Origin of the sequence: Aquamicrobium terrae (assembly GCF_040545735.1) — a bacterium.
Classification (GTDB): domain Bacteria; phylum Pseudomonadota; class Alphaproteobacteria; order Rhizobiales; family Rhizobiaceae; genus Mesorhizobium; species Mesorhizobium terrae_A.
Genome location: NZ_JBEPML010000015.1, coordinates 37,711 through 64,030 on the forward strand (window position 1 = coordinate 37,711; position 26,320 = coordinate 64,030).

At 65.6% G+C, this 26,320-nt stretch carries 24 protein-coding genes; 9 read left to right on the forward strand and 15 right to left on the reverse strand.

Going from position 1 to position 26,320, the window contains the following annotated elements; all coding sequences use genetic code 11:
* Positions 1-7 precede the first annotated feature (7 nt).
* Entirely contained in the window at positions 8-1,393 is a 1,386-nt protein-coding gene (locus ABID37_RS18850) for a M20/M25/M40 family metallo-hydrolase (RefSeq protein WP_354197547.1), read from the reverse strand.
* A 572-nt stretch (positions 1,394-1,965) separates the two neighbouring features.
* Between ABID37_RS18850 and polA the strand changes: the two genes are divergently transcribed.
* From polA to ABID37_RS18865, 3 genes are all read left to right on the forward strand, one after another.
* The gene (gene polA, locus ABID37_RS18855; RefSeq protein ID WP_354197549.1) at positions 1,966-4,896 is read left to right on the forward strand and encodes a DNA polymerase I; all 2,931 of its coding nucleotides are present in this window, start codon (positions 1,966-1,968) and stop codon (positions 4,894-4,896) included.
* A 49-nt stretch (positions 4,897-4,945) separates the two neighbouring features.
* On the forward strand, positions 4,946-5,338 hold the full coding sequence (locus tag ABID37_RS18860; RefSeq protein ID WP_354197551.1) for an RDD family protein: 393 nt from the start codon (positions 4,946-4,948) through the stop codon (positions 5,336-5,338).
* Positions 5,339-5,472: 134 nt separating this feature from the next.
* Complete coding sequence (locus ABID37_RS18865) at positions 5,473-6,549, forward strand: D-alanine--D-alanine ligase family protein (RefSeq protein WP_354197553.1); 1,077 nt, start codon at positions 5,473-5,475, stop codon at positions 6,547-6,549.
* Here the strand turns inward: ABID37_RS18865 and ABID37_RS18870 are convergent.
* The 3 genes from ABID37_RS18870 to mgrA form a co-directional block, all read right to left on the reverse strand.
* Positions 6,497-7,042 carry a hypothetical protein gene (locus tag ABID37_RS18870; protein WP_354197555.1) on the reverse strand — a complete coding sequence of 182 codons (546 nt, stop codon included), beginning with the start codon at positions 7,040-7,042 and terminating at the stop codon, positions 6,497-6,499. The genes ABID37_RS18865 and ABID37_RS18870 overlap by 53 nt on opposite strands.
* 52 nt (positions 7,043-7,094) lie before the next feature.
* Entirely contained in the window at positions 7,095-7,499 is a 405-nt protein-coding gene (locus tag ABID37_RS18875; protein ID WP_354197557.1) for a Fur family transcriptional regulator, read from the reverse strand.
* 114 nt (positions 7,500-7,613) lie between these two features.
* Complete coding sequence (gene mgrA, locus ABID37_RS18880) at positions 7,614-8,660, reverse strand: L-glyceraldehyde 3-phosphate reductase (RefSeq protein WP_354197559.1); 1,047 nt, start codon at positions 8,658-8,660, stop codon at positions 7,614-7,616.
* A 117-nt stretch (positions 8,661-8,777) separates the two neighbouring features.
* On the opposite strand from mgrA, the gene ABID37_RS18885 reads away from it, so the two are divergent.
* The 4 genes from ABID37_RS18885 (at position 8,778) to ABID37_RS18900 (ending at position 12,119) form a co-directional block, all read left to right on the forward strand.
* Complete coding sequence (locus ABID37_RS18885; RefSeq protein WP_354197561.1) at positions 8,778-9,833, forward strand: sugar phosphate isomerase/epimerase family protein; 1,056 nt, start codon at positions 8,778-8,780, stop codon at positions 9,831-9,833.
* A 14-nt stretch (positions 9,834-9,847) separates the two neighbouring features.
* Positions 9,848-11,020: a Gfo/Idh/MocA family protein gene (locus ABID37_RS18890; protein ID WP_354197563.1), complete on the forward strand. Its 1,173-nt coding sequence runs from the start codon at positions 9,848-9,850 to the stop codon at positions 11,018-11,020.
* An 88-nt stretch (positions 11,021-11,108) separates the two neighbouring features.
* On the forward strand, positions 11,109-11,489 hold the full coding sequence (locus ABID37_RS18895; RefSeq protein ID WP_354197565.1) for a hypothetical protein: 381 nt from the start codon (positions 11,109-11,111) through the stop codon (positions 11,487-11,489).
* Positions 11,490-11,651: 162 nt separating this feature from the next.
* A complete protein-coding gene (locus ABID37_RS18900) occupies positions 11,652-12,119 on the forward strand; it encodes a copper chaperone PCu(A)C (RefSeq protein ID WP_354197659.1) in 468 nt (155 codons plus the stop codon).
* A gap of 54 nt (positions 12,120-12,173) precedes the next feature.
* Here the strand turns inward: ABID37_RS18900 and iolB are convergent, their stop codons facing one another.
* The 9 genes from iolB to ABID37_RS18945 all read right to left on the reverse strand — a co-directional run bounded on the left by iolB (position 12,174) and on the right by ABID37_RS18945 (position 21,796).
* On the reverse strand, positions 12,174-12,974 hold the full coding sequence (iolB, locus tag ABID37_RS18905; RefSeq protein ID WP_354197567.1) for a 5-deoxy-glucuronate isomerase: 801 nt from the start codon (positions 12,972-12,974) through the stop codon (positions 12,174-12,176).
* Positions 12,967-13,176 (reverse strand): hypothetical protein, encoded by a 210-nt coding sequence (locus tag ABID37_RS18910; RefSeq protein ID WP_354197569.1) that lies wholly within the window; start codon positions 13,174-13,176, stop codon positions 12,967-12,969. The genes iolB and ABID37_RS18910 overlap by 8 nt, the downstream gene beginning before the upstream one ends.
* Entirely contained in the window at positions 13,173-14,081 is a 909-nt protein-coding gene (gene iolE / locus ABID37_RS18915) for a myo-inosose-2 dehydratase (RefSeq protein ID WP_354197571.1), read from the reverse strand. Before iolE ends, ABID37_RS18910 begins: the two co-directional genes overlap by 4 nt.
* Before the next feature lie 20 nt (positions 14,082-14,101).
* Positions 14,102-15,928 (reverse strand): 3D-(3,5/4)-trihydroxycyclohexane-1,2-dione acylhydrolase (decyclizing), encoded by a 1,827-nt coding sequence (iolD, locus tag ABID37_RS18920; protein ID WP_354197573.1) that lies wholly within the window; start codon positions 15,926-15,928, stop codon positions 14,102-14,104.
* A complete protein-coding gene (locus ABID37_RS18925; protein WP_354197575.1) occupies positions 15,925-17,847 on the reverse strand; it encodes a bifunctional 5-dehydro-2-deoxygluconokinase/5-dehydro-2-deoxyphosphogluconate aldolase in 1,923 nt (640 codons plus the stop codon). Before ABID37_RS18925 ends, iolD begins: the two co-directional genes overlap by 4 nt.
* A complete protein-coding gene (locus ABID37_RS18930) occupies positions 17,844-18,623 on the reverse strand; it encodes an ATP-binding cassette domain-containing protein (RefSeq protein ID WP_354197577.1) in 780 nt (259 codons plus the stop codon). The genes ABID37_RS18925 and ABID37_RS18930 overlap by 4 nt, the downstream gene beginning before the upstream one ends.
* Position 18,624: 1 nt before the next feature.
* Positions 18,625-19,773 carry an ABC transporter permease gene (locus tag ABID37_RS18935; RefSeq protein WP_354197579.1) on the reverse strand — a complete coding sequence of 383 codons (1,149 nt, stop codon included), beginning with the start codon at positions 19,771-19,773 and terminating at the stop codon, positions 18,625-18,627.
* Between the two features lie 117 nt (positions 19,774-19,890).
* Positions 19,891-20,835 carry a sugar ABC transporter substrate-binding protein gene (locus ABID37_RS18940; protein WP_354197581.1) on the reverse strand — a complete coding sequence of 315 codons (945 nt, stop codon included), beginning with the start codon at positions 20,833-20,835 and terminating at the stop codon, positions 19,891-19,893.
* A gap of 124 nt (positions 20,836-20,959) precedes the next feature.
* Positions 20,960-21,796, reverse strand: coding sequence for a MurR/RpiR family transcriptional regulator (locus ABID37_RS18945; protein ID WP_354197583.1), 837 nt, complete (start codon positions 21,794-21,796; stop codon positions 20,960-20,962).
* Positions 21,797-21,918: 122 nt separating this feature from the next.
* On the opposite strand from ABID37_RS18945, the gene iolG reads away from it, so the two are divergent.
* Both iolG and ABID37_RS18955 read left to right on the forward strand, forming a co-directional pair.
* On the forward strand, positions 21,919-22,929 hold the full coding sequence (gene iolG, locus ABID37_RS18950) for an inositol 2-dehydrogenase (protein WP_354197585.1): 1,011 nt from the start codon (positions 21,919-21,921) through the stop codon (positions 22,927-22,929).
* A complete protein-coding gene (locus ABID37_RS18955; protein WP_354197587.1) occupies positions 22,926-24,038 on the forward strand; it encodes a Gfo/Idh/MocA family protein in 1,113 nt (370 codons plus the stop codon). Before iolG ends, ABID37_RS18955 begins: the two co-directional genes overlap by 4 nt.
* Here ABID37_RS18955 and ABID37_RS18960 read toward each other — a convergent pair.
* Both ABID37_RS18960 and ABID37_RS18965 read right to left on the reverse strand, forming a co-directional pair.
* Positions 24,035-24,850, reverse strand: a complete 816-nt coding sequence (locus ABID37_RS18960) for a DUF481 domain-containing protein (RefSeq protein WP_354197589.1) — start codon at positions 24,848-24,850, stop codon at positions 24,035-24,037. The genes ABID37_RS18955 and ABID37_RS18960 overlap by 4 nt on opposite strands.
* Before the next feature lie 7 nt (positions 24,851-24,857).
* On the reverse strand, positions 24,858-26,306 hold the full coding sequence (locus ABID37_RS18965; protein WP_354197591.1) for a metal-dependent hydrolase family protein: 1,449 nt from the start codon (positions 26,304-26,306) through the stop codon (positions 24,858-24,860).
* Positions 26,307-26,320: the final 14 nt, after the last annotated feature.

A 26,320-nucleotide genomic window follows, 5' to 3' on the forward strand; every position in this document is an offset into this window, starting at 1 on the left:
GCCCGCCTCACTTCGTCAGCGCGTCGAGGATGCGCGCCCAGGAGCGCTGACCCTTGTGGAACGACGACAGCTCGTATTTCTCGTTGGGCGAATGGATGCGGTCGTCGGAAAGGCCGAAACCGACCAGCAGCGACTCCATGCCGAGATAGGTCTGGAAATCGCCGACGATCGGGATCGACCCGCCCATGGCGATCATCACCGCGGGCTTGGGCCATTCGTCGGACAGCGCATCCTTGGCCTTGGCGAGGAACGGCGAGTCGTAGGAAAGCTGGATGGCCGGCGAGCCGCCATGCTGGTGGAACTCGACCGAACAGTCGGCCGGAATGCGCTCCTCGACGAATTTGCGGAATGAGGCGCGGATCTTCACCGGGTCCTGCTTGTGAACGAGGCGGAACGACACCTTGGCCGAGGCCTGCGCGGCAATCACCGTCTTGAAGCCCTTGCCCGTATAGCCGCCGGTGATGCCGTTGAACTCGGCCGTCGGGCGCGCCCACACCAGTTCGAGAACCGAGCGGCCCTTTTCGCCCGAAGGGATCGAGAGGCCGACCTCTCCGAGGAAGGTCTCGGCCGTCTCGCCGAGCCTCTCCCACGATTTCAGCACCTGCGCCGGCGTTTCCTCGACGCCGTCGTAGAAGCCGGGAATGGTGACGCGCCCGTTCTCGTCATGGATATCGGCAAGCACGCGCGCAAGGATGCGGATCGGATTGGCGGCCGCACCGCCGAACTCGCCCGAATGCAGGTCGCGGTCGGCGGCATGGACGGTCACCTCCTCCCCCACCAAGCCGCGCAGCGCGGTGGAGATGGCCGGCGTGTCCCGGTCCCACATGCCCGTATCGCACACCAACGCGAAATCGGCTTTCAGTTCCTCGGCATTGGCCTCCAGGAACGGCTTGAGCGACGGCGACCCGCTTTCTTCCTCGCCCTCGAACAGAAGCGTGATGCGGCAGGGCAGCGAGCCGTGCACCGCCTTCCAGGCGCGGCAGGCTTCCACGAAGGTCATCAGCTGGCCCTTGTCGTCGGCCGAGCCGCGCCCGATGATGACCTTGCGGCCGGGCTCCACTTCCTTCAGCGCCGGCGCGAAGGGATCGTCATTCCAAAGTTCCAGCGGATCGACCGGCTGCACGTCGTAATGGCCGTAGAACAGCACATGCGGGCTGCCTTCCGGGCCTTCGTGATGGGCGACGACCATGGGGTGACCGGGCGTGTTGCGCACCGAAGCGTCGAAGCCGATGCTTTTCAGGTCTTCGACCAGCCATTCCGCACCCTTGCGACAGTCGGCGGCAAAGTCGGGATCGGTCGAGATCGAGCGGATGCGCAGCAGCGAGAACAGCCGGTCGAGGCTGTCGTCGAGCGACTGGTCGATGCGGTCGAGAACGGGGGAAAGTTTGGACATGGATTTCAGGCCTTTCGATTCTGGGCGCAACCCTAGAGCAATTCCAGCAAAAGTGCGAAGCGGTTTTGCGTTCGGAATTGCGTCAAAACAAAAGGTTAGAGCGTTTTCGCGATTCGAGGAAAAGCTGAAAGGCTCCAGGGCATTTTGCAGCCAGACGGAAACGCCTAGCGTTGCACGAATGCGGCTGCAAAACCAGGCTGTCGCGGCGAACCGGGAAGGCGGTTAGTGAGGCCGGAAGGCCGGGGGGAACCCTGTCAAACGCACAAAAAAGTGCCGCCGTGGCGGAGGGGAAACCACGGCGGCTTGCTTTAAACGGCGCGGCAGCCCGGAGAGGGGGATAGGCTGCCGCGTTGTCCGGGAAAGGCGGGGGACGGGCCTTGATTCCGGACTTCGGCGAAAACTGCCGATGCCTGCTATCTGTGGATTGGAACATGGCGATTCAAGGGCACAAAGATTACATCTTTGTAACATAGGCGTGATGCCTGTTTTCCCTTGTCAGCAGAGGCCGGTTGCAGCGGGCATAAGCCGCCTTTGCGATGGACCGCGACGCCCCGCCACGCTATCCATGCGCCATGAAAAAAGGCGATCATCTCTTCCTTGTCGACGGCTCCGGCTATATTTTCCGGGCCTATCACGCGCTGCCGCCGCTCAACCGCAAGTCGGACGGGCTGCCGACCAACGCCGTGCTCGGCTTCTGCAACATGGTGTGGAAACTGATGCGCGACGCGCGCGACACCGATGTCGGCGTCACCCCCACCCATTTCGCCGTCATCTTCGACTATTCGTCCAAGACCTTCCGCAACGACCTCTATCCCGAATACAAGGCCAACCGCTCGGCCCCGCCGGAAGACCTGATCCCGCAATTCGGGCTGATCCGCCACGCCACCCGCGCCTTCAGCCTGCCCTGCGTGGAGATGGAAGGCTATGAGGCCGACGACCTGATCGCCACCTATTGCCGGATGGCCGAGGAGGCCGGCGCCGACGCCACCATCATTTCCTCCGACAAGGACCTGATGCAGCTCGTCAGCCCGGCCGTGTCCATGTACGACCCGATGAAGGACCGCCAGATCGGCATTCCCGAAGTGGTCGAGAAATGGGGCGTGCCGCCGGAAAAGATGATCGACCTCCAGGCCCTGACCGGCGACTCGATCGACAATATCCCCGGCGTTCCCGGCATCGGCCCCAAGACTGCCGCCCAGCTTCTGGAGCAGTTCGGCAATCTGGACACGCTGCTTGCCCGCGCCGAGGAGATCAAGCAGCAAAAGCGGCGCGAATCGATCGTCGAGAACGCCGACAAGGCGCGCATCTCGCGCGAATTGGTCACGCTCAGGCGCGACGTGCCGGTGAAGGAGGTGCCGGACGATTTCCTGCTCGAGCCCTCCGACGGCCCGAGACTGGTCGCCTTCCTCAAGGCGATGGAATTCACCACGCTCACGCGGCGCGTCGCCGAGGCGACCGGCACCGATGCCGGAGCGATCGAGGCCGCCGAAGTGCCGGTGGAGCGCGCCGACACCGCGCACGGCCCGGACATGGAAGCTACGCCTGCCGAGGCGGCGGACGAGGCAGGAACCGAAGCCGCGACGATGAAGGACGAAGGCGACACCCCTTCCCTGCTCTCGGCGCTGCGGGCCGAGGCGGCGACGGCTGAAAAGATCGACGTCGACGCCTATCAAACCATAACCGACCTCCAGACGCTGAAGGACTGGATCGACGAGGCCTTCGAGACCGGCGTCGTCGCCTTCGACACCGAAACCACCTCGCTCGACCCGATGCAGGCCGAACTGGTCGGCTTTTCGCTGGCCACCCGCCCGGGCCGCGCGGCCTATGTGCCGCTCGGCCACAAGGAGGGGGCGGGTGACCTGCTCGGCGGCGGACCGGTCGAAGGGCAACTGCCGGTGCGCGAGGCGCTGGCCGAGCTGAAGCGGCTGATGGAAGCCCCTTCCGTGCTGAAGGTGGCGCAGAACCTCAAATACGACCTTGTTGTGATGAGCCGCTACGGCATCGATGTCGCCCCCTATGACGACACCATGCTGATTTCCTATGTGCTCGACGGCGGCGCCGCGCGCGGCCACGGCATGGACGCCCTGTCGGAAAAGTGGCTCGGCCACAAGACCATCCAGTTCGGAGAGGTCGCCGGCACCGGCAAGAGCTTCATCGGCTTCGAGAACGTCGCCATAGACAAGGCGACCCGCTATGCCGGCGAGGATGCCGACGTGACGCTGCGGCTGTGGCAGGTGCTGAAGCCGCGCCTTGCCGCCAAGGGGCTGGTCTCGGTCTATGAACGGCTGGAACGCCCGCTCGTTCCGGTGCTGGCGCGCATGGAGCAGCGCGGCGTCTCGGTGGATCGCCAGATCCTGTCGCGGCTGTCGGGCGAGCTGGCGCAGAGCGCCGCGGCGATCGAGGAGGAAATCTACGGCCTGATCGGCGAGCGCATCAATATCGGCTCGCCCAAGCAACTCGGCGAAATCCTGTTCGGACGCATGGGCCTGCCCGGCGGCTCGAAGACCAAGACCGGCCAGTGGTCGACCTCGGCCCAGCTTCTGGAGGATCTGGCGGCCGAAGGCCACGAGCTGCCGCGCAAGATCGTCGACTGGCGCCAGCTCACCAAGCTGAAATCGACCTATACCGATGCCCTGCCCGGCTTCATCCACCCCGACACGGGACGCGTCCACACCAGCTACGCGCTGGCCGCGACGACGACCGGGCGGCTTTCCTCCTCCGATCCGAACCTGCAGAACATTCCGGTGCGCACCGCCGAGGGGCGCAAGATCAGGACCGCCTTCATCGCGGACAAGGGCCACAGACTGGTCTCGGCCGACTACAGCCAGATCGAGCTGCGCGTGCTTGCCCATGTCGCCGACATTCCCCAGTTGAAGCAGGCCTTTGCCGAGGGTGCCGACATCCACGCCATCACCGCCTCGGAAATGTTCGGCGTGCCGGTGGAAGGCATGCCTTCCGAGGTGCGGCGGCGCGCCAAGGCGATCAATTTCGGCATCATCTACGGCATTTCGGCCTTCGGCCTCGCCAACCAGCTTTCCATCCCGCGCGAGGAGGCCGGTGCCTACATCAAGAAATATTTCGAGCGCTTCCCCGGCATCCGCGACTATATCGAGGCGACCAAGACCTATGCGCGCGAGTTCGGCTATGTCGAAACCGTGTTCGGCCGGCGCATCCACTATCCCGAAATCCGCTCGCCCAACCCTTCGGTGCGCGCCTTCAACGAGCGCGCCTCGATCAACGCCCGCCTGCAAGGCACGGCGGCCGATATCATCCGCCGCGCCATGATCCGCATGGAGCCGGCCCTCGCCCAGGCCAGGCTTTCCGCCCGCATGCTGCTGCAAGTGCATGACGAGCTGATCTTCGAGGTGGCCGACGGCGAGGTCGAGGCGACGATCCCGGTTATCTGCGAGGTGATGGAAAGCGCGCCGATGCCGGCAAGGTCGCTGTCGGTGCCGCTCAAGGTCGATGCGCGCGCCGCCCACAATTGGGACGAGGCACATTGAAGGCACTGGCGATAGCGCAATCCGGTCCCGAAAGGGGACGGAGGCCTTGATGCTCAGGCGGCTGGCGGCCGGTGCGATCGATATCGCCCTGCTCGTCACGACGGCGCTGGCGCCCGTGCTTGTCGCGGCCAGCTATCTGCCTCACCTTATGGATTCCCCGGCCGGGCAGCCGCCGACACCGCTGATGGGAGCGACCCTTTTGTGGATGATCGTGGCTCTGCTCTGGTATTTTCCGGGCTTCGAGAGCAGCGCGCTCATGGCCACGCCCGGAAAGCTCGCAATGGGGCTGAAGGTCGTGCAGGCCGACGGCCGAAGGCTGGAGTTCACGCAGGCGCTCTACCGCATGGTCTTCGGTCCACTGGCTCTGTGGTTCCTGCCGCTCTATCGCGACCGCATGTCGGGCGGCGCCAGGGTCATCGACCGCAGGAAACGGGCAGGCTGAGCGTCGGTGCCCGGCCCGGGTCCTGGAGCAACAGGTCGACCTTGACGGGTGGAGGCATTTTTCCGTCTCTTTCACCTGTTCTTAGTCAGTTTCCATTTCGTATACGCCTACTCCCCGGACAGGAAAGGCAGGGCATGGCCGACACCAGCAGCAGATTGCGCATCGCGGTTCTCTTCGGCGGGCGCTCCGCCGAGCACGACGTGTCGGTTCTGTCCGCCACCAATGTCATGCGGGCGCTGGACCCCGCCAGATATGACGCCGTCCCGATCTTCGTCACCCGCGAGGGCCAATGGCTGCTGGGCGGCTATCAGGACGGCGCGCTGGCCAAACCGGACAGCGGCACAGAAGTCTGCCTGGTGCCGGGCGGCAAGGGCCGCATGCTGGCGATCCCGGAAAGCGGCGCGGCGTATGAACTGGACAGGATCGACATCCTTTTCCCGGTGCTGCATGGCCTGCATGGCGAGGACGGCGCGGTGCAGGGCCTCGCGCAGGTGGCGCGCGTGCCGCTGGCCGGCTGCGGCATCATCGGTTCTGCCAATGCGCTCGACAAGGACATCGCCAAGCGCCTGTTCAACGAAGCCGGCGTGCCGGCGGCGCGCTCCGTCACCATCCTGCCCGGTGCCGCGCCCACCTTCGCGGATTTGCAGGCGAGGCTCGGGCTGCCGCTGTTCATCAAGCCGGCAAGGCAGGGCTCGTCGGTCGGCGTGAGCAAGGTGGCGAGCGAAAAGGATTACGAAACGGCGCTGGCCGAAGGATTCAGGCACGACACCAAGCTGCTGGCCGAAGAGTTCATCGACGGCCGCGAGGTCGAATGCAGCGTGCTCGAGGACCCGCAGGGCGGCCTGTTCGTCTCGCGCACCGGCGAGATCGTGCCGGCTGAAAGCCACGGCTTCTACACCTATGACGCCAAATATATCGACGCCGACGGCGCCGCCATCAAGGTACCGGCACAATTGCCCGAAGGCGTGGAGGACGAAATCCGCACGCTTGCGGCGCAAGCCTTCCGCGCGCTCGGCTGCGATGGCATGGCGCGCGCCGACTTCTTTGTCACCGCGGACAGGCGCATCCTCGTCAACGAGCTCAACACCATTCCCGGCTTCACCGACATTTCCATGTATTCCAAGGCGATGGCGGCGAGCGGCATCAGCTATCCGGAAATCATCGACCGGCTCGTCGCCCACGGCCTTGCCCGTGCGGGGCGCGAAATTTGAGCGTTGCCCAGTAGCACATGAAGGCGACGGGCAGGCAGGAGAACAGGAACCCGCCGAGCGTCGAGTGCCCGGCCCGGTAGAGCATGATCTGGACCACCAGCAGGGCGAGCGCCGAGACGGACATGAAGACCGTCAGCCCCAGCCGCATCTGCGGGTCCTTCACCTCGGCCTCGGCGGAAGCGCTGGCCTCATAGCACTCGCCGAAGAACACGCTCCGGCCTTTCGAGGCTTCCGCCGGCAAGGGCTCCGCCGGTTCGTCGCTCTGCCGGAACAGGCCGGCGCGGGCGATCACCAATATCTCCACGATGACGGCGAGAAACACCCATACGAAGCCGATGAAAACGGCGACGACATCGTGCGGCCCCTTCGTGGTCAGGGCCACATAGGCGGCTATGCTGCCGAAGATGGCCGCGATGAAGGCGAAGAAAGCACAGACGAGATAGGCGACCCGCGCGCCACCCTCCCGCGCTTGCCTGTCCTTCAAACCGGCCACGATCTTTCCCGCGCCAAGGGTCGGGATTGCCGCAAGGTGCCCTTCACCGGGCTCAGGCCGCCTTCGTGCGGCAGCTTTCGCAAATGCCGCGAAACTCGATGACCGCATGCTTGGGCGCGAAGCCGGTGGAACGCACCCAATCCTCGAGCTGGTGGCCGACATCGTGGTCGCTAAGTTCCGCTACCTGCCCGCAGGTGTCGCAGATGGCGAAGGCGGTCATGGAATGGCTGTGGTCGTGCGGCTCGGCGCAGGCGACGAAGGCGTTGAGGCTTTCCAGCCGGTGGACGAGGCCGTCCTTCATCAGCGTGTCCAGCGCGCGGTAGACCTGCAACGGGGCGCGAAAGCCCTTCTCGCGCAACTGGTCGAGCAGCGTGTAGGCGCTGAGCGGTGCGCCCGCCGCCTCCAGCTTTTCCAGCACCCAGAGCTGGTTCCGGGTCAGACTGCTTCTTGCCGACATGGTCCTGCCTTATCCTGCCGCGCATGGGAACGGTGCCGCAGCGCGCCTGTGCTACCTATGTAGTGATTATGCAGCCCACTGGCTACCGTCCGCCCCCGGCCGGCAGGAACCGGACTATTTGCGCGGCGGCCCCTCACGTTCGGCCGACGCCGCCCACAGATTGATGTTGGCATCGTGCGCATAGGCGTCGATCTCGGCAAGTTCGGCCTCGGAGAACTCCAGCCTGTCCAGCGCGCCGACGCAATCCTCGATCTGCTCGACGCGGCTGGCGCCGATCAGCGCCGAGGTGACGCGCCCGCCGCGCAGCACCCAGGCCAGCGCCATCTGCGCCAGCGTCTGGCCGCGTCGTTCGGCGATGGCGTTGAGCGCGCGGATATTGGCGAGCGTCTCCTCGTTGATGAAGGATTCGCGCAGCGGGCCGCCCTTCTGCAAGCGGCTGTCCTGCGGAATACCCGAAAGATATTTGGTGGTCAGCATGCCCTGTGCCAGCGGCGAGAACACGATCGAGCCGATGCCGAGCCCGTCCAGCGTGTCGAGCAGCCCGTCATCCTCCACCCAGCGGTTGAGCATGGAATAGCTCGGCTGGTGGATCAGGCACGGCGTGCCGAGGCGCCTGAGGATATCGGCCGCTTCGCGGGTGCGCTGCGAATTGTAGGAGGAGATGCCGGCATAGAGCGCCTTGCCCGAGCGCACCGCATGGTCGAGCGCGCCGCAGGTTTCCTCAAGCGGCGTTTCGGGATCGAAACGGTGCGAATAGAAGATATCGACATAGTCGAGGCCCATCCGCTTCAGGCTCTGGTCGAGGCTGGCGAGCAGATATTTGCGGCTGCCCCATTCGCCATAGGGGCCGGGCCACATGTCGTAGCCGGCCTTGGTGGAGATGACGAGTTCATCGCGATAACCGGCAAGGTCGGCACGCAGGATCTCGCCGAAGGCGACTTCCGCCGCGCCCTTCGGCGGGCCATAATTGTTGGCGAGGTCGAAATGGGTGATGCCCAGATCGAAGGCCTTGCGCACCAGCGCCTGGCGGGTCTCATGCGGTGTGGTGTCGCCGAAGTTCTGCCACAGGCCGAGCGAGATCGCCGGCAGCTTGAGGCCGGAGCGCCCGCAGCGGTTGTAGATCATCTTCTCGTAGCGGTCGGGAGCGGGAAGGTAAGCCATGCCCTTTCTTAGCCCATCGACCGGCTATAGGGAATGACCGGCTTTCGCGGCACGAACCGATTGAAAAATCCGCGCCGGTCTGGAACACAGGACGTTGCGGAATTGAAGGAGAAGCCGATGCCGACCACGATGAAGGGTCCCGCGATCTTCCTGGCGCAGTTTGCCGGCGATGAAGCCCCGTTCAATTCGCTCCCCGCCATCGCCGAATGGGCGGCCGGGCTCGGCTATGAGGGCATTCAGGTGCCGAGCGGCGATGCGCGCCTGTTCGACCTCGAACGCGCCGCCACCTCGAAGGATTATTGCGACGAGGTAAGGGGCGTGTGCGCCGAGGCCGGCGTCGAGATCACCGAACTGTCGACCCACATCCAGGGTCAGCTCGTCGCCGTCCATCCCGCCTATGACGCGCAGTTCGATTCCTTCGCGCCGGAACAGGTGCGTGGCAACCCGAAGGCGCGGCAGGAATGGGCGGTCGAGCAGATGCGCCTTGCGGCACGGGCCTCGCGCAATCTCGGCCTCGACGTTTCGGTGAGCTTCACCGGCGCGCTGGCCTTCCCCTATCTCTACCCGTGGCCGCAGCGACCGGCCGGTCTCATCGAGGAAGCTTTTTCGGAACTCGGCCGGCGCTGGAAGCCGATCCTCGACGCCTATGAGGAACACGGCGTCGATATCGCCTATGAGGTCCATCCGGGCGAGGATGTGTTCGACGGCGCCACCTTCGAGATGTTCCTCGACGCCGTCGGCGGCCACAAGCGCTGCGCCATCAATTACGACCCCTCGCACTTCCTGTTGCAGCAGCTCGACTATCTGGCCTTCATCGACATCTATCACGAGCGCATCCGGGCCTTCCACGTCAAGGATGCCGAGTTCAACCCGACCGGCAGGCAGGGCGTCTATTCGGGCTATCAGGGCTGGCTGGACCGCGCCGGCCGCTTCCGCTCGCCGGGCGACGGGCAGGTCGATTTCTCGGGCATCTTCTCCAAGCTCGCGCAATATGGCTACGACCGCTGGGCGGTGCTGGAATGGGAATGCTGCCTGAAACACCCGGAAGACGGTGCGGCCGAGGGCGCGCCCTTCATCCGCCACCACATCATCCGCGTGACCGACAAGGCCTTCGACGATTTCGCCGCCAGCACCATCGACCGCAAGCTGCTGCGCGCCATGATGGGCATCTGACAGAGGAGGACGGCATGGCGAGCGACAAGAAGCAGAGTCCGATCCGCTATGGAATGGTGGGCGGCGGTCAGGGTGCCTTCATCGGCGGCGTGCACCGCATCGCCGCGCGCATGGACGGCGAGTTCGTGCTGGTGGCCGGCGCGCTATCCTCCAATCCGGAACGGGCCAAAGCTTCGGCCGAGGAACTGGGGCTCGATCCCGAACGCAGCTATGCCTCCTATGCCGAGATGGCGAGGGCCGAGGCCGGACGCCCCGACGGCATCGAGGCTGTGTCCATCGTCACGCCCAACAACCACCACTTCCCGGCGGCAAAGGCTTTCCTCGAAGCCGGCATCCACGTGATCTGCGACAAGCCGCTGGCCACCACCCTGGCCGAGGCGAAGAAGCTGGCGGCACTCGTCGAAAAGACCGGCAAGCTGTTCGTGCTCACCCACAACTACACCGCCTATCCGATGGTGCGGCAGGCCCATGAAATGGTCGCCAGGGGCATGCTCGGCGATATCCGTCTGGTCCAGGTCGAATATCCGCAGGACTGGCTGACCGAGGACGTATCGGCCAGCGGCAACAAGCAGGCGTCATGGCGATCGGACCCGAAGCAGGCGGGGGCCGGCGGCGCCACCGGCGACATCGGCACCCACGCCTACAATCTCGCCCGCTTCGTCACCGGCTTGGAACTGGACAGCCTTGCCGCCGACCTCGACGCCTTCGTGCCCGGCCGCCTGCTGGACGACAATCTCAACGTGCTGCTGCGCTTCAAGGCCAAGGGAAAGGCCCCGGCCGCCAAGGGCATGCTGTGGGCAAGCCAGGTCGCGCCGGGCCACGAGAACGGGCTGAAGCTCAGGGTCTATGGCTCGAAGGGCGGGCTGGAATGGGTGCAGGCCGACCCGAACTATCTGTGGCACACGCCCTTCGGCGAACCGAAGCGGCTTTTGACGCGCGGCGGCGCGGGCGCGCTCGCCAGCGCCAACCGGCTGACCCGCATTCCGGCCGGCCACCCCGAGGGTTATCTGGAAGGCTTCGCCAATATCTACCGCGAGGCCGCGGCGGCGATCCGCGCGAGCCGTAACGGGCGCAAGCCGCCGAAGGGCGTGCTCTTCCCGACCGTAGAGGACGGGGTGGAAGGCATGGCCTTCATCGAAGCCTGCGTGAAGTCCTCGAAGAGGAACGGCGCCTGGACGAAACTCTAGGCCCCACCCTCCCCGGCGACAAAGTGGCCGATTGCCGGCTTCTGCCGTTATGCTAGGTCTGTCACGATCAGCCGGAGACGGGTAAGGAATGCAACGCAGGCGCAGAGGATGGACCAGGGCGGCGGCCCTTGCCGCAGCGTGGTTTCTTCTTCTGCAATCGACACTCGGAACCTTCGCGCTGGCAGCGGGCCCCCAACCGGCGCAACTCGACATCTTCGGCAATGTCATCTGCTCCCATGCCGGGACTGCGGAACGGCCGAACGGGTCCGAACGCCAGCATCTTCCCGCCTGCTGCGTGCTCGGCTGCAATCTGGCCGTCCCGCTGCTGGCCGGCCCGCCGCCCGCCGCGACCCTTGCCGCGGCGCTGAAATTCGAGGTCCTGGTTTTCCCGGCCAACGCCCCGGACCACCTTTCCTTCGCGCGCCCGCGTTCGCCGGCCATCCCGCGCGCGCCTCCGGTTCCGGCCTGAAAAGTCTCCAAGGCCTGCCTTCCCGGCAGCCGAACCCGAAAGCTTCAATTTTCGCGCCCGTCGTCGGCGCACCTTCTGTGGAGAAATTCCATGTCCAATATGCACGTCCCCGCACGCGCCTCCCTTTCCCGCCGCAGCTTCGCGGCTCTCGCCTGCGGCCTCATGCTGCCGCTCAGCCTGCTCGCCGGCGGCACCGGCATGGCCTCCGCCCATGAGTTCAAGCTGGGCGATCTCGAAATCGGCCATCCGTGGTCGCGCGAGACGCCCGCCGGCGCCAAGGTGGCCGGCGGCTATCTCAGCATCACCAACCATGGCAGCGAGGCGGATCGCCTGATCGCCGTTTCGTCCACCATTTCCGACAAGGGCGAAATCCATGAAATGGCCGTCAATGACGGCGTCATGACCATGCGGCAATTGCCGGACGGGCTGGAGATCCCGGCCGGGGAGAAGGTGGAGCTGAAGCCCGGCTCCTACCACCTGATGTTCATGGGCCTGAAATCGCAGCCCAAGAAGGGCGAGAAATTCGCCGGCACGCTGACCTTCGAGAAGGCCGGCACGATCGAGGTCGAATTCGCGGTCGACGCCATGGGCGGCAAGACCGAGGACCATGGCAGCAATGGCAGCCACTGACCGGCCACCGGAGGCGGGCGCATTGCGCCCGTCTCCTTCTCCTGCCGGAATTGGCTACGCGTCGCGCCTGGCGATCCAGTCGAAATCGGGATGGTTGCGGAAGCGCCATTTGCGCAGCGGTCCTGCCATCACGTTGAGATAGTACATCTCGTAGCCATAGGGCGCGCCGCAAGGGTGGTGGCCTTTCGGCACCAGCACCACATCGCCGTCCGCCACCGCCATGGTCTCGTCCAGCGCCCCGTCCTCGGTGAACACGCGCTGGATGCCGAAACCGCTTTTCGGATTGAGGCGGTGGTAATAGGTCTCTTCCAGATAGGTCATGTTGGGGAAGTCGTCCTCGTCGTGCCGGTGCGGCGGATAGGACGACCAGTGCCCGGCGGGCGTATAGACCTCGGTGACCAGCAGGCTGTCGGCGACGTCGCTGTTTTCCATGGCGATGGGATGGATGAAGCGCGTGTTGGTGCCCTTGCCACGCTCCTCGAAGCCGATGTCGGTGAGCACGCGGGCCGGATGGCCGCCCTTGCCCGGCGCGGTGCACACCGCCAGCGTGCAGGCGGTTTCCGCCACCGCCTGCCAGCGCGCGCCGTTCGGCACATAGACGCAATGCGGCTTCCTGCGCTCGAACACGTCCATGCGCTCGCCGAGCAGGCCGAAATCCTGCCCGTCCACGGCAATGCGCGCCCTGCCCTCGACCAGAACGAGGATCGCTTCCCGGTCGCCCGCCGCCTCTTCGGCCCTGTCGCCGGGCTGCAAGACATTGAGCCCGAAACCGACATAGGACCAGCCGGCCGATTGCGGGGTGATGTCATGTACCTTGCCGCGCGTGCCCGAGGGCTTGACCAGCAGTTCAGCCATCCTTGTCGGCCTCCTCGATGACGGGCCTGTAGGCCACCAGCAGCGCCCAGCCGCAGTAAAGGCCGATGGCACCGAACACCGCCGCCCATATCGTCTCGCCGTTCGACAATTCGAACCCCGCCCATAGGAAGGCGACCGCCACGATGGCGATGCGCCGCCACAGCGGACGATAGAATGGATGACCGGCGTCCAGTATCTTCATGCAGCCTCGCCCCTGTCCAGCCCGGTGCGCCGGGCCATGCCCTTCAGCGCGCGCAGGCCCATCGACTGGTAGACGAGCGGGTCGCGCACGGCCGAATCCTGCTCCGCCTCCACCACCACCCAGCCTGAATAGCCGGCCCGCGCCGCCACTTCCAGCACCGGCTCGAAGGAGACCCCACCTTCCGGGTCGCCGGGTACGGTGAAAACGCCGCGCCGCACGCCTTCAAGGAAGCTCAGCCCCTCCTCGCGCACCGTGCGCATCACATCCGGCCGCACGTTCTTGGCATGGATATGGACAACGCGGCCCATGTGGCGGGCGATGATCGCCGCCGGATCGCCGCCGCCGAAATAGGCATGGCCGGTGTCGAACAGCAGCCGGGTCGAAGGCCCGGTCGCCGCCATGAAGGCGTCGATCTCGCCCTCGGCCTCGACCACTGTGCCCATATGGTGATGATAGGCAAGAAGGATGCCCTGCGCCTCGCAGAACTGTGCCACCTCCTCCACCGCCGCGCCGAAGCGCCTCATCGTCTGCGCATCGAGCTTCGGGCGGTCGTTGAGCGCGATATGGTCGTTGCCGTGCACAGTGTTGGAACATTCGCAGGCGATGCAGATCGGCGAACCCATGGCCTTGAGGAAGTCGAGCCAGGGCTGGATCGCCTGCTTCTCCTCCTCCACCGAACGCTCCAGCAGCATCAGCGAATACCAGCCCGAGACGAAGCGCAGGCCGTGCTTCGCCAGAACGGCCTTCAAGGCCTCGGGTTCTCTCGGGAATTTGTGGCCGTTCTCGATGCCGTCAAAGCCGATCTCGCCGGCCTGCCGCAGGCAGGTCTCCAGCGAGATATGGGCGCCGATGGAATGGTCGTCGTCGTTCGACCAGGCGATGGGGTTGGTGCCGTAGAGGATCATGCGTGCGTTTCCAGAAGGGTTCAGTTCTCGTCGCGGCGGGCCAGCGCCGCCTCGTAATCCTTGCGCGCGGCCCGCACCTGCGCCCTGCTCGACACTTCCGGCACTGCCACATCCCACCAATGGCCGCCGGCCTCGGTGGTCGGCATCGGATCGGTGTCGATGACAATGACATAAGTGCTGTCCGAAGCGCGGGCGCGGGCCATGGCGGCCTCCAGTCCGGCGATGGAATCCGCCTTCTCGGCAGTCGCGCCCATCGAGGCGGCATGGGCGACGAAATCGATGCTGCTCGGCACCTCGTGGCGGGCGGTGTCGAGCAGATTGTTGAAGCTCTCGCCGCCGGTCGCCCTTTGCAGCCGGTTGATGCAGGCGAAGCCGCGATTGTCGAGCACCACGACGATGAGCTTGCGCCCCAGCATCACCGAGGTCGCCAGCTCGGAATTCATCATCATGTAGGAGCCGTCGCCGACCATGACGACGACCTCGCGTTCGGGCTCTGCCATCTTCACCCCGAGCCCGCCGGCGATCTCGTAACCCATGGTGGAAAAGCCGTATTCGAGATGGTAGCCATTAGGCCTCGCCGCCTTCCACAGCTTGTGCAACTCGCCCGGCAAGCCGCCGGCGGCACAGACGAGGATGGCGTCGTCGTCCACGGCGCGCTGCACGGCGCCGATCACCTGTGCATCCGAAGGCAGCGCATTGCCTTCCGGCATGGCCGTAGCCGCCGCCACCGCCTCCAGCCAGCTTTCGCGCAAGCCGGCATCGGGCGCGGGAGCGCAGTGGCCGTCCAGCAGTTGCCCGAGTTCGACAAGCGTTTCCCGCGCATCGCCCACCAGCGCCGTCGCGCCGTGCTTGGCGGCGTCGTAGGGCTCGACATTGATCGACAGGATGCGCCGCTCCGGGTTGCGGAACAGCGCCCATGAGCCGGTGGTGAAGTCCTGAAAGCGGGTGCCGATGCCGATCACCAGATCGGCCTCTTCCGCAATCGCATTCGCAGCCGACGAGCCGGTGACGCCGATGGAGCCGAAATTCAGCTTATGATTCCAAGGCAGGGCCGACTTGCCGGCCTGTGTTTCCGCAACGGGAATGGAGTGCACCTCGGCAAACGTCTCCAGCGCCTCGCTGGCCCCGGAATAGTGAACGCCGCCACCGGCAACGATCAGCGGCTTACGCGCCGCCCGCACAAGCACCGCCGCCCGTTCGAGTTCGTCCAGATCGGGGCGCGGCCTGCGCCTACGCCAGATGTGTTCCTTGAAGAACGTCTCCGGCCAGTCGAAGGCCTCGGCCTGCACGTCCTGGCAGAAGGAGAGCGTCACCGGCCCGCAGCGGGCAGGGTCGGTCAGCGTGGCCATGGCGCGCGGCAGGGCGGTGAGCAGATGACGCGGGCTCATGATGCGGTCGAAATAGCGGCTGACGGGCCGGAAGCAGTCATTGGCCGAGACGGTGCCGTCGTCGAAATCCTCGACCTGCTGCAACACCGGGTCGGGTGCGCGGCTGGCGAACACGTCGCCGGGGATGAGCAGCACCGGCAGCCGGTTGACATGGGCAAGTGCGGCGGCCGTCACCATGTTGAGCGCACCGGGGCCGATGGAGGTGGTCACCGCCATGGCCTGACGGCGGTTCTTCGCCTTGGCGAAGGCGATGGCCGCGTGGGCCATGCCCTGTTCGTTGTGGCCGCGCCATGTCGGCAGAACGTCGCGCGCTTCATAAAGCGCCTCACCGATGCCGGCCACATTGCCGTGGCCGAAGATCGCCCAGCAGCCGGGAATGAGCGGCTCGCCTTCCTCGTTCTTCTGCGCGGCGAGGTAGCGCACCATCGCCTGCGCCGCCGTAAGCCTGACCGTCTTCATGGCTTGCCTCTTGTCTGCGCTTCGCGTCTTGCATCGTCCCATGCCGCACACAGTCCGGCATAGGTGCCCGCCATATCTTCCACCGCTTCCGCATCGCCGATTTCGCCGGACAGCCATTTGCGCGCCGGGGCGGCGAAGATGGAACGGCCGACCGCGAAGCCCTTCACCAGATTGAAGCGCGCCGCCTCGGCGAAGCTCGCGCGCAGGTCCGCGATTTCCGCCTCCAGCCCCAGCACGACGATGCCGCGCGTGTAGGGATCGTTGCGTTGAATAATCTCGCAGGCCAGCGCCCAGGCTTGCGGCGAGGTCATCGGCTCCAGCTTCCACCAGTCGGGGAACACGCCGATGTCGTAGAAGCGCTGGATGACGCGCGCCGTGGTGTCGTCACCCACCGGCGCAACCTTGGAGGGGATGATCTCCAGCAGGAACTCCAGCCCGTTGGCGCGCGCGGCATCGGCAAGACGCGTCACCATCTCCTCCTGCGCCTGCTTCGTCGCCTTGTCGTCGTCAGGGTGATAGAAGCACAGCACCTTCACCACATGCTCGGCCGGCCATTCAGCAAGGTCCGAGCCGAGGTCCGGCCCGATCTCAAGTTCCAGCGGGCGTGAGCCCGGAACCTCGACCGGGCGGCCGATCCACAGCCCCTGCCCGGCCGCGCGACAGAGCGCCTCCGGTCCCAGCCGCCCGTCGCACAATATGCCGTAGCCGCTGCGGCCGGCCGCGACCTTGAGTGCGGCATCGAGGCAGAGCTGCTTGAAGGTGCCGATGCGTTCGTGGCCGACACCCAGCTCGTCGGCCAGCGCCTCCATCTGGCGGCGGTGGTCGAAGGCGAAGACGCGCATGACCGGCCAGTCACCCTTGCGGTTGGTGGACCAGTGGATCTGTTCCAGTTCGCGGTCGAAGCGCAGCGCCGGGTTGCGCACGCCGCGCTCGAGCAGGAAGGTTAGTTCCGGCCAGCTTGGATAGGCCGGCGCGCAGCCATGGCGCGACACGGCCAGCGCACCGCAGGCATTGGCGTATTTCAGCGCTACCGGCCAATCCTCGCCATCCAGCCAGCCCTTGAGCAGGCCGGACATGAAGCCGTCGCCCGCCCCCAGCACGTTGAACACCTCGATCGGGAAGCCCGGGCCGGACAGGCCCTCGTCCAGCGTATCCGGAATGGCCCCGGTGAAGGCGGCGGCGCCCATCGGCCCACGCTTGCACACCAGCACCGCATCGGTGATTTCGCGCACCCTGCGCAGGGCGGAAACCGTGTCGGTGCTGCCGCCGGCGATGTGGAACTCCTCCTCCGTGCCGACGATCAGGTCGAACAGGGGAAGGGTCGATTGCAGCCTGGCGGTCACCTTATCCGATGCGATGAAGCGGTTCTCGCCGTCGCCATGGCCCGAAAGCCCCCACAGGTTCGGCCGGTAATCGATGTCGAGCGCCGTCCTCGCGCCGTTCGTGCGGGCAAGCCGCAGGGCCTTCAGCACCGCCGCCTCGGTGCGCGGATGGGAAAGATGCGTTCCCGTCGCCACCACACAGCGCGCCTCGGCGATGAAGTCCGGATCGATATCGTCTTCCGACAGCGCCATGTCGGCGCAGTTCTCGCGATAGAAGATCAGCGGGAACTGCCGCTGGTCGCGAATGCCGAGCAGCACCAGCGCCGTCAGCCGCCCGGGATCGGTGACGACACCGCGCACGTCCACGCCCTCGGCGGCAAGCTGCTCGCGGATGAAGCGGCCCATATGCTCGTCCCCCACCCGCGTGATCAGGGCGGAGCGCAGGCCGAGCCTTGCCGTGCCCACCGCCATGTTGGTGGGCGAGCCGCCGACATATTTGTTGAAGGAGCGCATGTCCTCCAGCCGCCCGCCGACCTGCGCGCCGTAGAGATCGACCGAGGACCGGCCGATGGTGATGACATCGAGCTTCTGTGTCATACCGTGCCGCCCAGCGAGCCCTCCAGTTCCGCGAGTTCCTGCCCGCCCGCCATCATGTCCTGCAACTCTTCCGGCTTCACCTCGCCCCGCCGCGCGGTGCCCAGCGTACGCCCGCGATTGAGCACCGTGAAGCGGTCTCCCACCGCCAGCGCGTGGCGCACATTGTGGGTGATGAAGACGACACCGATGCCCTTGGCCCGCACCTTGGCGATGGTCGACAGCACATTGGCCGTCTGGCGCACGCCGAGCGCCGATGTCGGCTCGTCGAGGATCAGCACCTTGGCCCCGAAATAGACGGCGCGCGCGATGGCCACGGTCTGGCGTTCACCCCCCGACAGCGTGCCCACCGCCTGGTCCGGCTCGCGCAGGCTGATGCCCATCTTGCGCATCTCTTCCATGGTGACGGCGTTTGCCTTGCGGAAATCGAAGAAGCTGAGCGGCCCGATCTTCCGGATCGGCTCGCGGCCCATCCAGAAATTGCGCGTCACCGACATCAGCGGGATCATGGCAAGGTCCTGATAGACGGTGGCGATGCCGGCCTGCATGGCGTCGCGCGGGCTGGCGAAGGCCACTTCGCTGCCATCGACGAGGATGCGCCCGCGCGTCGGCTTGTGGACGCCCGACATGGTCTTGATGAAGGTGGACTTGCCCGCGCCATTGTCGCCCAGCAGGCAGTGGCATTCGCCGGGCATCACCGAGATCGACACCCCGTTCAGCGCGATCACCGGGCCGAAGTGCTTTTCGATGTCTATCAGTTCGATCAGGGGCTGGCTCATCTCAGCGCTCCCCCGTGATCATGCGGCGGATATAGGTGTTGAGGATGACGGCCATCAAAAGGATGGCACCGAGGAAGACGCGGAACAGCGAACTTTCCACCCCGGCGAAGAACAGCCCTTGCTGGACGACGCCGAAGATCAGCGCGCCGAGTGCCGCCCCGATCACCGAGCCGTAGCCGCCGGTGAGCAGCGCGCCGCCGATCACCACCGAGATGATCGCCTCGAACTCCTTGAGCAGGCCGCGATCGGCCGCCGCCGAGCCGAACTCCATCACCTGGCAAGTGGCGAAGACAGTGGCGCAGAAGGCGGAGAACATGAACATCAGGATCTTCACCCGGTCGACCGGCACGCCGACATAGCGCGCCGCCTGCGCATCGCCGCCGGAGGCGAAGATCCAGTTGCCGAAACGGGTGCGGGTGAGAAGGATATGGCCGAAGGCGACCAGCACCAGCGCCCAGATGATGAGGATCGGGATGCCGTCCACCACCGGCTGCCCGGCGCGCGGCCCGGCCACGAACTTGCCGATCAGGCCGAGATCGGCCAGCCAGGCGAACAGCCAGCCCAGCACCTTGCCGCCGAACAGCCAGGCCAGCGGATCGCCCGCCGCCACCTCCCGCACCCCGCCGATGATGGTCTGGCGCGTGGTGGAGATGGAGATGAAGATGGTGAGCCCGCGCAATATGTAGAGGAAGGCCAGCGTGACGATGAAGGACGGCAAGCCGGTCTTTATGACGAGGTAGCCGTTCAGCGCGCCGATGGCGAGCGCGATGGCGAAGGCGACCAGAATGGCCAGCCACACCGGATATTGCCATGTCACTGACATCAGCGCGATGACGATGCCGGAAAAACCGATCATCGAGCCGACCGACAGGTCGAACTCGCCGGCGATCATCAGCAGGCAGGCGCCGACCGCGATGACGGCGAACTGCGCTGCCACCACGCCCCAGTTCAGCACCCCTTCCGGCGCGAACATGCCGCTGTTGCGGGCAATGGCGAAGAAGAAGACGAAGACCAGGATGGTGCCGCATATGGCGCCGAGTTCGGGCCGGACCAGCGCCCGGCGCAGCGGCGAGATCTGCTTGACGCGCTCATCCGCTATCAGTTCCGCCGCGTTCGCGACAGGTCTGGTCTTGGAGTCCTGTTCGGTCATGCCGGCCTCCGGTAATGCCCGCCCGTCGCGCCGCCACACGCAGCACGCCGGTCCTATTCTGGGTGGCGATCCTGGACAGGCGGGCGCCGGCCTTTCCGGCGGCGCCCGCGTCTCGGGCTAGCGGTATTCGCCGGCCAGTTTCTCGACGAGTTCGATATTGTCCTTGGTGATGAACCCCGGACCGGAATTGATCGAATTGCCCGGCACGACGCCGTAGCGGGCGAGATTGGTGAGGATCACCACCGGCAGATAGCCTTGCAGGAACGGCTGCTGGTCGATGGCGAAGGCGATGGTGCCATCCTTGATGGCCGCCGAAATCTCGCTCGACAGGTCGAAGGTGGCGAAGTGGATGGTGCCCGCCTTGCCGCTTTCCTGAAGTGCCGCGATGGTCGGATGGGCCGAGTTCGGCCCCAGCGTCAGGATGCCGTTGGTGTCGGGGTTGCTTTGCAGATAGGCCAGAACCTTCGACTTGACCTCGGCCGGGTCGAGCCCGGAATCGATCATCTGCGAGCCGAGTTCCACGCCGAGCGCCTCGGCATAGCCCTGGCACCGCTCAACGGAAGCCGGGTTGGTGATGTAGTGGTTGACGCACAGGAACTTGGTGACGCCCGCTGCCTTGGCCTTTTCGCCCGCACCGACACCGGCCGCCTTCTCGGGCTGGCCGACATGCAGCAACGCGCCGAGCTGCTTCGACTGCTCCTCGGTGCCGGAATTGATGGTGATGACCGGAATGCCCTTGGCCACCGCATTGGAGAGCGGGCCGGACAACACGTCGTAATCGGCGATGGTGGAAATGATGCCGTTGGGATTGGAAGCCGCCGCCTGCTCGATGATGCGAGCCATGTCGGCCAGGTCGCCGGTCGGCGGGTTGCGGTATTCGACCGTCACCTCCATCTGCTTGCCGGCAAGCGTGATGGCATTCTTGATGGTGTTCCACCAGCTATCGCTGTCCGGTGCGTGACTGACCAGAACGAAGCGCTCGCCCTCGGCATGAGCCGGCGTGGAAAGACCCGCAAAAGCGGTAGCGACCGCGGCTGCGAGTGCAAGAAACGTCCTTCTCATTGAAACCTCCCCGTTTCGTCCGCATGCCGGTTTCCTCCTCCGGAAGCCGGTGCATGCGCAGCGACCCCGGACGCCCCGAGATCATAAATGACATAATTATTCTATTTTTTTCAAAAAGCAACTTTCATTTTCTATTTTCATGCCGGCGCCGATGCGCCCCGACGGCGACCGACAGCGCCATGGCCAGCGTCAGCGCCGCCGAGAGCGAGCGGAAAGCGCCGACATCGATTTCCGACACGAACAGCCTGACCGCATCGAGCCTCGCCAGCGGGCTGGTGGGCAGATCGGTCAGGGCGACGATGCCCAGCCCCTGCCGTTCCGCCTCCTCGGCAAGCTCGACCGTGTCGGCCGTGTAGGGCGCGAAGCTGATGGCGATCATCGCGTCGCCTTGGGCCAGCAAATTGTCGAGCTTCAGATTGCCGACGCCGCTGTGCAGGATGGCGGGAATGCTCATCTTCTCGAAGGAATAGGCGAGATAAGAGGCGACCGGAAACGCCCGGCGGTTGCCGACCAGATGGATGGTGCGCGCGCCCGAAAGCATCCCTACCGCCTGGTCGAGCAGGTCGGGGTCGATGGTGCGGGCGAGATTCTCGATGGAATTGCGGCCGGCCTCGGCGAATTCAGCCAGAAGAGCCGCCGGCGTGTCGTTGCCGCTGTCGCGCAGCTTGGTCAGCCGCGTCGCATAGTTCGGCCATTTCTGGGCATATTCCTCCCGGAACAGCTTCTGCATGTGCGAGAAGCCGGAAAAGCCGAGCTCCTGGCAAAACCGCATGAAGGCCGAGGGCGGCACATCGGCCGCCTCCGCCAGTTCGGCCACGGTCGACACCGCCACCTTGTCGGGATAGGCCGCGACATAGTCGGCGCATTGCCGCAGCCGCTTGGGCAGGTCGTGGCCGTCGCGCCGCAGCCTTTCATAGAAGGCTTCGACGGTGTGCGGCGCGCCTGCTTCGTCGTGGTCCATCGCTTGCTCCTTGACACGATCCATCTTCCGTGATTTTGGAATTTTTATTCTAATTCACTCAGGCGGGCAATGCCGGAGCGTTTTGCATGGAACCGGCGGCGCCCAGTTTGTCGAGGGCAGGCATGACGATCAGTTTCGCTCTTCTTGGCGCCGGGCGCATCGGCAAGGTCCATGCGCAGGCCATTGCCTCCAACCATGACGCCCGGCTGGCGGCGGTTGCCGATCCGGTGCCGGAAGCCGCCAACGCGCTTGCCAGGCAATATGGCTGCGCGGTGCGTTCCATAGAGGATATCGCCCCCGACAAGAGCATCGACGCGGTCGTCGTCTGCACGCCGACCGACACCCATGCCGACCTGATCGAGCTGTTCGCCCGCGCCGGCAAGGCGATCTTCTGCGAAAAGCCGGTCGATCTTTCCGTGGCGCGCGTGCGCGCCTGCCTGAAAACGGTGGAAGAAACCGGGGCCAGGCTGATGGTCGGCTTCAACCGCCGCTTCGACCCGCATTTCCGCGCCGTGCGGCAGGCCATCGACGAGGGCCGCATCGGCGCTGTCGAGATGGTACAGATCGTCTCGCGCGACCCCGGCCCGCCGCCGCCCGCCTATATCGCCTCGTCGGGCGGCATCTTCCGCGACATGACCATCCACGATTTCGACATGGCCCGCTTCCTGCTGGGCGAGGAGATCGAAAGCGTCTTCGCCGCCGCCTCGGTTCTGGTCGATCCCGAGATCGGCCGGCTGGGAGACTTCGACAGCGCCTCGCTGGTGCTCATGACCGCCTCCGGGCGGCAGTGCAGCATCTCCAACTCGCGCCGCGCCACCTATGGCTACGACCAGCGCATCGAGGTGCATGGCTCGCTGGGCGCCGTTTCGGCACAGAACCAGCGGCCGGTCTCGGTGGAGCTGGCCACCGCCGACGGCTACCGCCTGCCGCCGCTGCATGATTTCTTCATGACCCGCTATACGGAAGCCTATGCGGCCGAGATCGCCGCTTTCATCGCCGCCATGGTCGGCGGCCAGACACCCTCGCCCTCCGGGGCGGACGGACTTGCGGCGCTGCTTCTGGCCGAAGCGGCGCTGAAATCCGTGCAGGAAGGCCGTGCCGTGCGGGTGACGGAAGTGGACAGCGGCGCATGAGCGACATCGGCATCGGGCTGATCGGCACCGGCTTCATGGGCAAGTGCCATGCACTGGCCTATGGCGCGGTCAAGGCCGTGTTCGGCGACGTGCCGACACCACGGCTGGAACTGCTCTGCGACACGCCGTCGGGCAAGGCGTCCGCCATGGCCGATCAATTCGGCTTTGCCCGCTCGACCGACGACTGGCGCGCGCTGGTCACCGATCCGGCCATCGATGTCGTGTGCATCACCACGCCCAACAAGCTGCATGCCGCCATAGCCATCGCCGCCCTTGAAGCCGGCAAGCACGTCCATTGCGAAAAGCCGATGGCACTGACGCTGGACGAGGCCCGTGCCATGACGGAAGCCGCCGAAAAAAGCGGCCGGCGCACCATGGTCGGCTACAATTACATCCGCAACCCCGCCTACCAGCATGCGCGGCGGCTGATCGGCGAAGGCGCCATCGGCCGCCTCATCCATTTCCGCGGCTTCGTCGACGAGGACTATCAGGCCGACCCGGACCTGCCGTGGACATGGCGGGCGACCAAAGCGGAAGCCGGGCTCGGTGCGCTGGGCGACATGGGCTGCCACATGCTGTCCATGGCCATCGGCCTGATGGGACCCATAAGCAGCGTCATCGGCGACATCCGCACGGTGCATGAAACGCGCCCCTCCCCCGAAAGCGGCGAGCGCCGGCCGGTCGAGAATGACGACATCGCCTCGGCCATCCTCACCTTCGCAGGCGGCCAGCAGGGCCTGTTCTCGACATCGCGCTCAGCCTGGGGCCGCAAGAACAGCATGATCTTCGAGGTGCATGGCACACAGGGCATGATCCGCTTCGATCAGGAACGCATGAACGAGTTGCACCTGTTCCAGAACAACGGTCCTGCAGCCGAACAGGGGTTCAGGACCATTCTCACCGGGCCCTCGCACCCGCCCTATGGCAACTTCACGCCCGCCCCCGGCCACCAGCTCGGCTTCAACGACCTCAAGACCATCGAGGCGGCCGAATTCCTGCGCGCCATCGCGGCCAGCACGGAAGCCTGGCCGTCGTTCAGGGAGGCGCTGGCCATCGAGGAGGCCATCCATGCCATCGCCGCTTCGAATGGACGACGCATCGACCTTTAGAACCGGTAGGTCAGGCCGAGCACGGGGCCGTGCAGCGTCGTGTCGAAGACGTGCCCGTCATGGTCGTAATCGACGCTCAGCACCTTGTAGCCGACCGATGCCGACAGGTGGTCCGTGAACGTATAGTTGAACGTCGCCAGCGCCTGGTAGGTGAATTTCGAGCCGACGTCGAAGCCGCCGACATCGGCCTGCATCTGGAAGGACAGCTTGTCGGTCAGGCCGTGGAACAGGCGCGCGCCGACCACCGGATCGACCCAGCCGAAGCTTTCCTTGTGCGAGGCAGAAATGAAGCCCGCATCCACCGTCACCTTGTTCGAAACATGCCAGATACGCACGCCGCCAAGCAGGTCGAGCGTGGTGCCGGGCACGTCGAACACCCTGTAGCCGGCCGCCAGCGTGGAGGTGAACTGCTTGGTATCGACATCGACGTCCGCGCTCGCTACAGGCGGCATACCCGGCAGTTGGGGTATGTTCCCGAAACTGTGGCTGTCCGTCGTGCTGGTGTACATGATGTCGCCCGAGAACACGAAGCGGTCGTAGCGGCCCCAGACATTGATGAAGCCGCCGAAATTGAGATCGTCGAGGATATCGCCGAAATCCTTCTCGACGGGAATCGTCGGCGCCCGCCGGAACGGCGAGATATCGCCTTTCAGACCCGCCGCCCACATATAGGGCGTGACTTGGAAGGCCCACAGCGGCCGTTCCGCCTCCACGGCCACAGGCTGCTCCACCGGCGGCAGCACATCGGCGGCGAGCACGGACCCGGTCAGGGCAAGAAGGGCGGCAAACCCCGCGGTCGTTCTCATCATCATGGCGGCGTCAGGCTCCGAGCGTGTTCTTGTGGATGCGCCCATCCTTCATGATGAGCTTCATGGTGTTGTCCGGATCGGCGACCACCGAAATATCCTGCAGCGGATCGCCCTCCACGACCAGAAGGTCGGCCATGGCGCCGGCCTCGATCACGCCGAGCTTGCCCTGATAGGGATTGCGCGGACCCGACAGCGCCAGCAGTTCGGCGTTGCGGCCGGTGGCCAGGGAAAGCACTTCGTGATTGTCGAACCAGCGGGCGATCTTGGCCAGGTGCCGGCCCTGCGCGGCCGTACCCTTGGGGTTGAACAATATGTCCGTGCCCCAGGCCATGTTGACGCCATGCTTCTTGCCGAGCTCGAAGGCGCGGACCGTGCCTTGCGAAACTTCAAGGCGTTTCTGCTGCTGCTCCGGCGTGCTCCCGGGGTTGGAATCCTCGTCCGCGAGGAAGGGTTGCAGGCTCCACCACACGCCGGCATCGGCCATGCGGCGCACCGTGTCCTCATCCGCCAGTTGCCCGTGCTCGATGCTTTTCACGCCGCAGTCCAGCGCCCGCCTGATGCCGGCCGAGGTGTAGACATGGGCGCACACATAGGTGCCCCAGTCGGAAGCGGCATCGACGGCGGCCCTCATCTCGGCCTCGGTGAATTGCAGCGAATCCAGCGGGTCGAACACCGAGGTGACGCCGCCGCCCGCCATGATCTTGAGCTGGCTGGCGCCCAGCATGAGCTGTTCGCGGGCGCGGCGCAGCACCTCCGGCACGCCATCGGCAAGGGCCGAGATGCCTGACACTTCGGTGGCGCTCAAATTGCTTTGCGTGCTGCGCGGCAGGTCGGTGCGCATGCGGAAGTCGCCATGGCCCGAGGTCTGCGAGATCATGGCGCCGCTCGGATAGATGCGCGGGCCGGCCATGCGGCCTTCATCGATCGCGCGCTTCAGCGCAAAGGAAGGTCCGCCGACATCGCGCACCGTGGTAAAGCCGCGCATCAGCGTGCGCTCGGCCTCCTGCGCGGCAACCAGATGGACATAGGCGACATCCGCCGTCATCGCCGCCACCTGGTTGATTCCGGCCAGAATGGTGTGCCAATGGGCATCGATCAGCCCCGGCATCAGCGTCCGCCCGCCGCAATCGATGATTTCGGCATCGGCAACGGTTTCGCCCTGCCCGACCAGATCCTCGATCCGGTTGCCCGACACCAGCACGTCGCGCCCCTCCAGATAGGCGGCGGACTTGCCGTCGAACACCTTGACGTTTTTCAGCAACACCGGCTTGCCGTCGGCGGCAAAGGCCGGCAGCCCCACCGCCATGGTGCCGACCGCACCGGCGATGCCGCGCAGGACGGAGCGCCGCGACATGCCGCCATTGAGCCGCGCATTGATCTCGGCCACCAGCGGGCTTTGGCACAGGCAGCCGAAGCCATGCGTCAAATGGCTGTATTTCTTCCCGAAATTGATGCCCACACCCGTCTCCCCGA